The sequence below is a fragment of the Vibrio sp. TMPB1044 genome, from assembly GCF_030442075.1.
GTDB classification, from domain to species: domain Bacteria; phylum Pseudomonadota; class Gammaproteobacteria; order Enterobacterales; family Vibrionaceae; genus Vibrio; species Vibrio satsumensis.
Genome location: NZ_JAUJED010000014.1, coordinates 1 through 10,950, shown reverse-complemented (window position 1 = coordinate 10,950; position 10,950 = coordinate 1). Strand labels below are relative to the sequence as shown.

The following is a 10,950-nucleotide window of genomic DNA, read 5'->3' as shown; positions in this document are numbered from 1 at the left end:
AAAGAATTATCATGCTAATGCCAAAATTTAAAATAATGACGGCGTCACTTACATTTTCTGCAACGATATATCTATTGTTTCTTGCCAGCTTCGGCACGGTGAAAATCAACAAAGAGATTTCAGAATTTGATTTACATGTGATGCAGTTAGAAAGGTATAAAGACTACTTAGTTCTGCTTGGTTTATTTACGGAATCAAAATTAGCTCAAATGTCATACGACGATAGCCATTACTTCGACAGCGTTAATAAGATGAAACTTGCTGATACTATTTATCCTCTTGGTGAGCCTCGACTGAACAATACTGAAACCGTCGTTAGACATTTAATGCATGATATTGAGTTGTATAATGACTTAAATTCTAAGGACAACAGTTTTATGTTTTTTTATCGTTCTTATTCGGGTTCAAAATACATATTCCCGAGTGAACCTGAGGACTTTAGATCCTTAGAAGAGCGTCTTTCAGGAGATATGTGCGTTGAGGGTGAGGTGTGTTCGATTAAAGCAAAAGAATACCAATTGACGGATAGGGTTCTCATATCACGGCCTCATGTTGGGAGGCTAAGCCAGAAGGAAGTTCTTTCGATTGTATCTCCGGTATACTACCAAGGGGTCATCATTGGTGATTACGTGTTTAACGTGGAGATAGAACATTACATGAACGAGGTTGGCCAAAGTACGGCTTATGAGGTGAGAAACAATATCAATAACACGATTATTACGTATCCAGGGTATCCATATTCGTATCTGAACTTTAGTAAAACCGTAGTTGCAGACAACAAGAACACTTATACGTATCGTTATCCATATTCCAAGTTGATCATTGATTACTTTTGGTTGTTTATAGCTTTGCTGCTCGTTAGCATTAACTATCTCTTTTATGTTAATAAAGCCAATATCACCAAAGGTGAATTGGTTGATGCGAAGAACACGGCGTTAAGAGACCAAATGACAGGTTTGTACAATCGTCGAATTTATAGCACACGAGAATTCACTCAGTCAGTAGAAGGCAATACTTGTTCGGTTATCGTCATCGATGGCGACCGAATTAAAGATATTAACGATAACCTAGGCCACACTTGGGGAGATGAAGTGATTAAACACATCGCTTCTTCAATGAAAAACGTTTTTCGCCGAGATGATTTTTTACTGAGAGTAGGCGGTGACGAGTTTGTTGTCATTATGCCGAATTGCAGTATAGATAACGCTAGGAAAGCATCAGAGGTTCTAAAAAGTCAGGTGAATAGCTTTAAAATCTCTTCATTGGGGTTTGATGCTTCGGTGAGTATTGGTGTCGCATTTAAGGGCGAGAATGAGCCTCTAGAACACGCGCTTGAAAAAGCTGATGAAAAGCTTTATGAGCAAAAAGCACAGCGCTAATTGGGTGCTTACGTCATCTCACTTATCGATTTGTGTTTCGTTATGTTAGATGAATGTCATATCTAGCGGCTGGTGGAAAGGATAGCGTCAGCAATGGCTCGCTACCTTGTATTGACTAAACTTAGATACTAACGTGTACATGTTAGCTAAGTTTTTGAATTTACGATGAAGGGCTATTGCTGTGAATAAAGATTTAGATTTAAATCTTCTACGTATCTTGGTGTTGTTGGATAAGCATCAACAACTTAAGCCAGTGGCTAAAATTCTTGGTAAGAGTGAGGCTTCAATCAGTAAGTACCTTACTCGCTTAAGAGAGCAGTTGGGAGACGAACTATTTATCAGGCGTTCTCATCATTTTGAAAGTACCGATTTTTTAAGAAAACAATTGCCTGTTATTCAGTCTGGGCTTGACAGTTTAGAATCTTGTATGGGGGCCAGTGTTTTTAATCCTCTTACTTATGACAGAGCTATCACCATATCTATACCTCAGGATGTGCAACACTTTATTGGAGGAGCGATCTTAAACGAGCTTATGAAATTGCTTCCCAAAGCGCATATTAACATTGTGAGTCCAAGTGATAGACCTATTGATAGTATTCTTGATGGTAAAGTGGATGTACACTTGCATCACTACAATGAAGACTGTCCTAAATCTATATATCAACAAGCACTTGGTTCACTGCCTGTAGGGCTGGTTGTTCCAACTGAAGTTGATGCTCATACTTTAGAAACGGCTTTGTCATTACCCTTCATTTTATTAGAACTCAAAGGGTGGAAAGGGTCGAAGCAAATTGTTCGTATGATATTGGAAAAAAAAGGATTTGAAATATCGTCTAAGGTTACAGTTGGTGATGTTGGTTTGTTATTTAGCTTGTTAAAGCGTAGCGGCAGCGCGACGATCATGATGAACTTTGGCTTTCCTATTGAAGGTTTCAAATTTTTCGAAGTACCAGAGTCGTATTATGCCAATGGTCGCCCGAAGATTGCGGCTTATATCAAACAAACGCACCGCCATAATGCGCTTCATCAACTATTGATCACCGTGATGGAGCGGAGTCTCAATCCTGTAAAATAGCTAGATAGTGTTGTTGAGCTGTATCAGTTCAATGATTGAATTAGCTCTGTATTTATTCAGAATACGAGTTTTATACGTACTGATAGTCTTTGCGCTCAGTGAGAGTCTCTCTGAGATGAGTTTATTGGAGTGGCCTTGGATAAGGTACTGAAATACTATGGCTTCTTTAGTCGATAGCTTGGTGCTTTGTCCATGCTTAATTTGGTCACATTTAAATAGAGAGTAGCCTTTCATAATACTGGTCAACGCGAAGCGTATGGACTCATAGTTTTCGTTCTTACTCAAAAAGCCATTTGCACCTAAGTGTAAAGCAGCATCTGATAAGCTTGGATTGTCTAGAGAAGAGACAAATAATAGTTTACCCTCGTAGCCATGTGCTTTGATGATCTTAGCTAGGTTAACTCCATCATTATCAAATAAAGTTATATCAAGTACGATTAAATCAATCCTTTGGTTTTTCACCAACTTTAAAATGCTGTCGGTATCTGTTGTCTTATAGATCTCTTCCACATCTAAAGAATTTCTGATTAACTCTGAAAGAGCTTCACGATACAGTGGTTGTTCATCAATGATTAAAGCGGTCTGTTTTGTCATAAGTCACCTACATTATTGTACTGTGAATCCTGTCCTTCTGAATCCTCAGATTGTGTTCAAGCTCAGATTCTATGGAAAAACATATTTCTAAGTATGAAAATGACATTTTAGAATTTTGAAAAACAGGTGGTTTAAAAGGGGAATCCCTTATTACTCTCTTAAACTTAGCGCTATTAATAGGTAGCTAGACTTCGGGCCCTATGTAGGATTTGATTGTAATTTATACTGTTTAGCTCTTCTTGTGTATATAAGTTGACCAGTACGTCATTGCACTTGTTTATTTTGATGCGAATATCGTGTTTGCCTTCATAGGGAGTGCTAAGCAGTGCTGAAAGTTTGATTATTGCTAAACAGGTATTTTTTGAGTGTGGCAAAAGGTCGTGAATGTCTAAATAATAATCAATGTGGCTATCTTTCGTTAAACGATCCGACGATTTCATTAACACCATCTCTTTGCGGATATTACTCAAGTGCTGCTGAGAGGCTTGTAGACGCTCTTTAAAGCTATTGAGCATCTGAATTTGGCTACGAATAATGCTCGGGTGTTGATTTTGATTAATACTGTCTTCCAACCTTTTTACGAATGTTGGCGTTTCGCTCAAGAAAGAGCACTGTTCTAATAAGAAACAAAGGTGATAGAAATCATAAAAGTGAAAATCGGAAGTATTATTCAACGCTTGTTTTATGTTGAGTGTTGCCGTCTTTAGGTCACCTTTGATTAATGCAATATGTGCAGAAATCAGCTTGTTCTGAAGAATAAGCTCTGGCGCTTTACCAAGATCGTTTAAAATTGAGTTGTACGAAGTAAATTTCCCTTCAAAGAGGTTTATTGGTCCGCCAAGCGGTTGCTTATAAAGAAAAGTACGCATGTAGTTAATTTGGGTATAAAACCCACCGCGAAAGGTATTAATGTTCTTTTTGTAATACCTTTTCATATAGGTGAACGCGTCTTGGTAAGCCTCTGCGGCAATAGATAAGTTTGCGATCACCAATTCTCTGTGCGCGCCCGCATCGAGTAACATCGCTGACTGTTTCAAGTGTTCGATGGCGTTGGGTAGGTCGTCTTCAATCGCATATATGTTCGACATTTCGTCGTGAAAGTAGGGATTGTCCTTTTTGGACTTAACTAAGTTGAGCATCTCTCTTGCTTCGCCCACTTGGTCTGTTTCAATGAGCGTGCTTGCAAGGCCTGTTTTGATCCAGTCTAAGTCATCCTCTTCGAGTAAGCTTTCATACTCCTTTTGAGCTTTATTAAATTGCTTACTTTTCAATAAGGCAGAGGCTTTGTGTTTTCGGATAAGCTTTGAATATTCAGGGTGGAATGGTTGAAGATCATCGCACTCGCGAACAACGGCAGAAAAATCGAATTCAGCTAACTTTTCAAAGATTGGTGCAAGGGCCAACTTTCGCTTGAGGGTTGAAAATATCCGTTTGATAAAGAACTGTTTGTTAAACGGCTTAAGTAGGTAATCGTCAGGTTCGGAGTCTACGATTGAGCGCACCACGTTGTAATCATTTTCGCCCGTGAGGAACATAAAAATCGTGTTCGATTTTAAAATTTGTGCGTGTTTGAGCTCTTCCAATAGTTGATAGCCAGTCAATTGAGTTTGGAAGTTATAGTCACAGATAATAATGTCAAAAGTGTTCTGATGGCACTGCTGAATAACGTCGAAAGGCTTGTATGCATAAGATATGGACACAAAGCCGATTTGTCGCAAGATTGTGGCTACACTACTTGTAACCAGACGAGAGTCGTCTGCAACCAATACAGTATATTTTTTAATATCTTTATTCATCATTTTTACTGTTGACTAAATTTAGCTAATTGTAACAAAACGGAAATGACTAAAATCGCCAAAGAGTTAAAATAAGAAAAATCCTACATCGATTTGATCAATTTCCTACACCACTAATCTCTAGCCATTCCTCAATTAATTCCACGCTATGTGAAATTAATTTAATAATTTTGAGGTTTGTTTCTTTGACACTACTATTTCCTAATTTCAATGCTGTCTCTTCCGCCTTAATTTTTTGCTCTAGCGAAAAATGTCCGATTGATGAAAGGCCGCCTTTCATGCGATGTATGACTTGTAATGTGGTTGTTCGCTCAGGCCATGCGCTCATGAGTTTCTCTAGGTCTTCGTTCATTACGCTAACGTAAACCTCCGCAAGGTAAGATCTTTGATCGTTAGGGTAGTTATTTAGCCAGCTAATTTCATGACCAATGTTAAGTTTGTTTTTCATGAAAATGTTTGTTGGTGAGTGATTTATTTATAGTAACTACAGGTTGGTATGAATAAAAATATCACAAATCTATTGGAGTTGGCTAATTCATATATCTAGCGAACCTAGAGATCTGTGTAATTAACATAAAGGTGGTGGGTTTTATTTATTCGCTCTCGACATGGGATAGTTCGCTATTTGGACAATGAAGCGTAATAGGCCACAATATCTTTGATATCTTGTTCAGAAATTCGACTTAATTGAGCCTTCATCAATTCAGCGCAGGTATTTCAGTTTACCAAGTTCTGGATCACCCAAATTATCTGCGTGAAGTGTGAAAGAGATAGTCGCAATGAGTAAAGCTAGGGGCTTGTTGTACACGTACATTATCCCGTGAAAACAAAAGTATAAAGCTTCCCGAGGGAAGCTTTAGTGTTAATTGCGGTAGACGCTCTTCTCGTTAAGAGTTAAAGCGCATTTTCTAGCTTTGTTAGGAAAGTAGTGATGTCTTCTGAACTGATATCTCTATGAGTAACAAAGCGAACAGGATTCCCTGGTGACATCGTAATGCCTTGTTCGCTCAGCTCGCGAGCGATTCGGTTTATATCCACGGACTCATCTAACTTCGCAAATACAATGTTGGTTTGAATGAAATCAGGGTTAACCGAAAAACCTTCTAGCTTACTTAAACCAATCGCTAGGTTTTTTGCGTTCGCATGGTCTGCTTTAAGCTGAGTCACGTTCTCTGTTAGAGCCATCTTACCAGCTGCGGCAAGAATACCTGCTTGGCGCATACCACCGCCGACCATTTTACGTAGTCGACGTGCTTTAGCGATGTACTCTTTGCTGCCAAGAAGTAGTGAACCGATTGGAGCGCCTAAACCTTTCGATAAGCAAATCGTCATAGAATCGAAGTGTTGTGCGATCTCTTTAATGTGAACATCTAACGCGACTGCCGCATTGTAGACGCGCGCTCCATCTAGGTGCATTTGCAAGCCATGTTGGTTTACGAACTCACGAGCTTCCGCTAAATAAGACATTGGAAGTACTTTACCATTAATCGTATTTTCTAAACTAAGCAGCTTAGTACGTGCAAAGTGGCTGTCGTCTGGCTTAATCGCAGCAGCAAGTTTTTTAAAGTCTAGTGTGCCGTCTGCGTTGTTCTCAATGGGCTGAGGTTGAATAGAACCAAGTACCGCAGCGCCGCCAGCTTCGTACTTGTAGTTGTGCGCTTGTTGGCCACAAAGGTATTCGTCACCACGCTCACAGTGCGCCATTAAACCAAGTAGGTTAGCTTGCGTGCCAGAAGACGTGAACATAGCGGCTTCAAAGCCTGTTTCGTCTGCTGCCCACTGCTCAAGCTCGTTTAATGTTGGGTCGTCACCATATACATCATCGCCGACTTCTGCGTTTGCCATTACATCGCGCATTGCTTGTGAGGGTTTAGTTACGGTATCAGAACGAAAGTCCATGTTTCTCTCCTAGAGTATTATAGGTAGCCGCAGAGTTGGGCTTTACTTAAACAAGCGATAGTTTTTGTATCGGTGATTTGATCGTGTCGTATTTTGTTGTGTAGTTCTTCTAAGCTCAGCTCGATCACTTCTATGACTTCATCTTCATCACATTCAAAGCGGGTAGTGAGGCTTAGGTCTTTTGCGACGAATAGATGCTGTATCTCATCGCAGAAGCCAGCTAAAGGCGTAACTTGCCCTAAACTTTGAAAAGAAGTTGCACTGTAACCTGTTTCTTCTTCCAGTTCGCGCTGCGCGCATTCAAGAGGTGTTTCATCAATTTCCATAGTGCCTGCAGGTAACTCTAGAAGCCACTTTTTGAGAGAAGGGCGAAATTGGTTAATGAGGATAATCTTTCCAGACGAAGTGATAGGAAGAATAACGGCCGCGCCAGGGTGGTTGATTGTTGTATGTTTTACCACGACGTTCGTAGGGAGCGTCACGTTCTCTTCTATAAGAGAAATACTTTTCCATTGATGGATAACTTTACTCATGAAGTCTGGCCACATTCCTTGCCAATTTATCGATAACTGAAGACGTGCACCACCATAACGTCTATGGTGTCGAAAATAAAAGAAAAATTGGGTTTAGTTATAGATTTCGTTTTGTGCCGTTCGTGATGTTACTCTCATATTTGGAATCTATGATTACATGAAAATTACGACCCTAACCATCTGATATAAATGCAACTCAATAATAAAATACACTTGTAACAAAGTGCTAACAAATGTATAAAAACATATCTACACTCTCAACAGTTAAAAGATTTCCGGAGTAACGCATGAACCCTTCTATTTCCTCACATGCTGACAAAGCGCTACTCTCTGAAAGAATCAATAAATTAGCGCATGCTCTATCCGATGGTGTCTATGAAAGAGAAGACACGATTAAGCTCTGTTTACTGGCGGCTCTCGCCGGCGAAAGTGTATTCCTATTAGGCCCTCCGGGCATCGCAAAAAGTCTTATTGCTAAACGCTTGATCCAAGCTTTTGACAATAGCAGCTATTTCGAATATTTGATGACACGTTTCTCTACACCAGAGGAAGTGTTCGGCCCGCTAAGTATCCAAGAATTAAAAGACAACGGTCGTTATGTAAGACTGACCGAAGGCTACCTACCAACTGCACAAGTTGTGTTCCTTGATGAGATCTGGAAAGCAGGCCCTGCAATCCTAAACACACTGCTTACTGTAGTGAACGAAAAAACCTTCAAAAACGGCAGCGACATTGAGCGTGTACCGATGCGCTTGTTGGTATCTGCATCTAATGAACTTCCAGACGAAGACAGCGGCCTGGAAGCGCTTTATGACCGTATGTTGGTTCGCGTGTTTGTAAACCGTATTCAAAACAAACAAAACTTTAAATCGATGCTGACGACTGGCACATCTCAAGAAGCTGTGATTCCAAAAGGCTTGGCGATCACTGACATTGAATACCATCAATGGCAGAAAGAGCTCGACAAGTTAGAGCTGACCGATAACTCGTTTAACAAGCTGTATGAACTGAAAACCATGCTTGAGGAAACAGTTAAGAAGCAAGGTTCTGCATCAGAGTCTGATTTGTATGTATCCGACAGACGTTGGAAGAAAGCCGTTAAGCTATTGAAAGCGAGCGCCTTCTTTAGCGGGCGAGATAGCGTGAACCCGCTAGATATCATGCTTCTGCAAGATTGTTTATGGCATAGCCCAGAATCACGAGATGTGGTTCGTAGCGTGGTTAAAGACTTTGCATTGAACCGTGCGTTCGATCAGCAAGAGTCAAAAGCGCAAATCGAAATGTCTCGTGAAGAGTTAGAAGAGATTCAAGATGATGTTGAATCGACGCTATCTGTTTCGCTTTCTATGGAATCAACCAGCGGCTTGTTACGAAAAGACGTTTACCAGAATGATATCAAGAACGCGAAAATGTACAGCGTGGGCAGTGCATACAATCTAGTTAAACTGGTTATGCTACAAAGCAACATGTCGGTGTCTGAATCAGAGAAAGGCGATAGCCGTTGGGTATACGTAGCCAAAGACGATTTTGATCGTGTTCTTAAAGAAGGTCACGGCGATATTTACGGTTACGTAAACGAAAATAAAAACCTATGCCGTTTAAAACTCGACTTAGATGCATCGAACCAATTAGTGATTAAAGACATTGCCAATCGCTCTGTCTTGGTGAGCGTTGTTACCACAGATGGTTTGGATCAAGAACTGTATAACAAGTGGTTAAGTGGCGCTGAAAGAGCGCTAGAACAGTTAACCGAAGCGGAATTCAAGTTAAAACGCGTTCGCACTGAATTCCATGATGCGTTACCTCATAACTATATTGACCCTGATTTACCGAAAGCGATGGAAGCAAGTTTGCAAGCGGTAACGCAAGATCTTGAAACAACCAAAGTGAAGAGCAGTAAGATTGCTCAGCGTATTAAGTTTATGAGCCAGTACTTCGAGTAAGGGGAGAGCATATGTTAGGAGCAGACGGCTTAAACCTCGCTTTGATGGTGGCTGATTCAGGAATCATTGATACAGCGATGAATGATCTCATCGCTCGTTCTCAAGTCATGATGGCTGCAGAGAACAAAGGTGTGAAGACATCAGTGAAAAACCACTTAGTGAAATGGCGTGGTAAAGTAAAAAAACGCGTCACTAAAGTGTGTGAAACTGATCGATTCCAAGAGGAGATCGCCCTTTACCAAGAAGTGATTTACTGGGATGAACCTCAGTTCTTTGATGAGATAGACAGTGTTATCAAAAAGCTTGAGTGGCACTCAGCGTTTTATCTACAAGCTAGACGCCTTATGGAGAACAATAAGGGCGTTTATAACGCGATGTTTCCACACTACTTTTGCGACCAGTGGTACCAATCACTATCAGATGCGATCAAGCAAGCTCAAGTAACCGAACTTGAAACGAGCAAAGAAAAAGTCTTAGCCGATCTTTACCAGCGCATGGAAACCATGAAAAACATGGACAAAGTGACGGAGTCGGGTGATGAAGGCAGTGTAGGGCGCTTGTGGGATATGGCATCTGCCAAGTTAAGCAAAACAGACCTTACCATCATGAAGCGTCATGCTGAGTTCTTGAATAAGCACAAGGGCTTGCAAGAGATCGCTGAAAAGCTGGGCCGTATGGCTGGTGAAGAAGATGATCCTTCGCTTCACAAAGCCCCTGTAGAAGAATTGCAGATGGTTGAAGAGAAGAGCGATGAGGCCGTCGATGATATTGTTGGGATTCATGAAAGTGATGACCTGAACAAAATGCTGCCAAACGAAACCATGTTCCTAGCCTATCCTGAACTTGAGGTTATCTTTTACAAGCACTTGGCCGACAAGCGTTTACTGAGCTATCGCTCGCAAGGTAAATCACGCACGTTACGTAAAGTGAAGGCGCAAAAACCAGATAGCAAGAACATCGATATTGAAAAGGGCCCGTTTATCGTCTGTGTGGACGCTTCGGGCTCTATGAGTGGTTTCCCTGAGCAGTCTGCTAAAGCTATGGCTTATGCCTTAATGCAAATTGCTCTTGCGGAAGAGAGAGACTGTTACGTGATTCTGTTCTCTTCTGAGCAGATTACTTATGAGTTAACAAGGCAAGATGGCTTACGTGAAGCGAGCGACTTCTTAAGTTACTCATTCCACGGCGGTACGGATCTAGAACCTGTTCTTATGAAGTCGATTGATTTGATGACGGGTGATAAATACAAGAATGCCGATTTAATCGTACTTTCGGACTTTATTGCACCTAAACAATCTGACGAAATGATTGCTCAGGTTGAAAAGTTGAAAGAACACAAAAACCGTTTCCATGCGGTTAGTCTTTCTAAGTATGGTAACCCTCAACTTATGACGATGTTCGACCACTGCTGGGCGTATCATCCGAGCCTTGTCGGTCGTTTCATGAAGAAGTGGTAGCGCTAAAACATCTTATTTAAATCGATTTTGCTGTGTGTTTTTTGATTGAAGAGATCGAACATGCAGCAATTTGATTTAAATGTCAGCAAACGGAATTTAAATTCACTTTTTTGTTTGACTATCTCTCCCCAATCCGTAAAGTAGGCACCCGAACACAGCGGTGAGGCTTACTTAAGTCCCTAAAGTGTTGAATTAAAAAGGCGCCTTGGCAGAGTGGCTATGCAGCGGATTGCAAATCCGTGGACCTCGGTTCGACTCCGGGAGGCGCCTCCAT

General features: G+C 40.9%; 9 protein-coding genes, 1 tRNA gene and 1 pseudogene. 5 read left to right on the top strand and 6 right to left on the bottom strand.

Going from position 1 to position 10,950, the window contains the following annotated elements; translation table 11 throughout:
- The first annotated feature begins 11 nt into the window (after positions 1-11).
- Both QQ041_RS08185 and QQ041_RS08180 read left to right on the top strand, forming a co-directional pair.
- Positions 12-1,379 (top strand): GGDEF domain-containing protein, encoded by a 1,368-nt coding sequence (locus tag QQ041_RS08185; protein WP_285953556.1) that lies wholly within the window; start codon positions 12-14, stop codon positions 1,377-1,379.
- 181 nt (positions 1,380-1,560) lie between these two features.
- A complete protein-coding gene (locus tag QQ041_RS08180; RefSeq protein ID WP_285953555.1) occupies positions 1,561-2,454 on the top strand; it encodes a LysR family transcriptional regulator in 894 nt (297 codons plus the stop codon).
- On the opposite strand, the gene QQ041_RS08175 is transcribed toward QQ041_RS08180, so the two are convergent.
- The 6 genes and pseudogenes from QQ041_RS08175 to QQ041_RS08150 form a co-directional block, all read right to left on the bottom strand.
- Entirely contained in the window at positions 2,455-3,048 is a 594-nt protein-coding gene (locus tag QQ041_RS08175) for a response regulator transcription factor (RefSeq protein ID WP_285953554.1), read from the bottom strand.
- A gap of 173 nt (positions 3,049-3,221) precedes the next feature.
- Positions 3,222-4,847, bottom strand: a complete 1,626-nt coding sequence (locus QQ041_RS08170; RefSeq protein WP_285953553.1) for a response regulator — start codon at positions 4,845-4,847, stop codon at positions 3,222-3,224.
- Between the two features lie 94 nt (positions 4,848-4,941).
- Entirely contained in the window at positions 4,942-5,292 is a 351-nt protein-coding gene (locus QQ041_RS08165) for a hypothetical protein (RefSeq protein WP_285953552.1), read from the bottom strand.
- Between the two features lie 173 nt (positions 5,293-5,465).
- Positions 5,466-5,652, bottom strand: a pseudogene (locus QQ041_RS08160) (cytochrome c).
- An 86-nt stretch (positions 5,653-5,738) separates the two neighbouring features.
- A complete protein-coding gene (gene ltaE, locus QQ041_RS08155) occupies positions 5,739-6,743 on the bottom strand; it encodes a low-specificity L-threonine aldolase (protein WP_285953551.1) in 1,005 nt (334 codons plus the stop codon).
- A gap of 17 nt (positions 6,744-6,760) precedes the next feature.
- Positions 6,761-7,276: an NUDIX hydrolase gene (locus tag QQ041_RS08150; RefSeq protein ID WP_146492494.1), complete on the bottom strand. Its 516-nt coding sequence runs from the start codon at positions 7,274-7,276 to the stop codon at positions 6,761-6,763.
- 287 nt (positions 7,277-7,563) lie between these two features.
- Between QQ041_RS08150 and QQ041_RS08145 the strand changes: the two genes are divergently transcribed.
- The 3 genes from QQ041_RS08145 (at position 7,564) to QQ041_RS08135 (ending at position 10,949) form a co-directional block, all read left to right on the top strand.
- Positions 7,564-9,219 carry an ATPase RavA domain-containing protein gene (locus QQ041_RS08145; protein WP_050634205.1) on the top strand — a complete coding sequence of 552 codons (1,656 nt, stop codon included), beginning with the start codon at positions 7,564-7,566 and terminating at the stop codon, positions 9,217-9,219.
- Between the two features lie 11 nt (positions 9,220-9,230).
- Entirely contained in the window at positions 9,231-10,676 is a 1,446-nt protein-coding gene (gene viaA, locus QQ041_RS08140) for an ATPase RavA stimulator ViaA (protein WP_017070584.1), read from the top strand.
- A gap of 199 nt (positions 10,677-10,875) precedes the next feature.
- Positions 10,876-10,949: transfer RNA gene (locus QQ041_RS08135), tRNA-Cys, on the top strand.
- Position 10,950 lies beyond the last annotated feature (1 nt).

Bases quoted from the DNA above. Each gene is read 5' to 3' on its own strand.
- QQ041_RS08185 (WP_285953556.1), top strand. From the start codon at position 12: ATGCTAATGCCAAAATTTAAAATAATGACGGCGTCACTTACATTTTCT.
- QQ041_RS08175 (WP_285953554.1), bottom strand. From the start codon at position 3,048: ATGACAAAACAGACCGCTTTAATCATTGATGAACAACCACTGTATCGT.
- QQ041_RS08170 (WP_285953553.1), bottom strand. From the start codon at position 4,847: ATGATGAATAAAGATATTAAAAAATATACTGTATTGGTTGCAGACGAC.
- QQ041_RS08165 (WP_285953552.1), bottom strand. From the start codon at position 5,292: ATGAAAAACAAACTTAACATTGGTCATGAAATTAGCTGGCTAAATAAC.
- ltaE (WP_285953551.1), bottom strand. From the start codon at position 6,743: ATGGACTTTCGTTCTGATACCGTAACTAAACCCTCACAAGCAATGCGC.
- QQ041_RS08150 (WP_146492494.1), bottom strand. From the start codon at position 7,276: ATGAGTAAAGTTATCCATCAATGGAAAAGTATTTCTCTTATAGAAGAG.
- QQ041_RS08145 (WP_050634205.1), top strand. From the start codon at position 7,564: ATGAACCCTTCTATTTCCTCACATGCTGACAAAGCGCTACTCTCTGAA.
- viaA (WP_017070584.1), top strand. From the start codon at position 9,231: ATGTTAGGAGCAGACGGCTTAAACCTCGCTTTGATGGTGGCTGATTCA.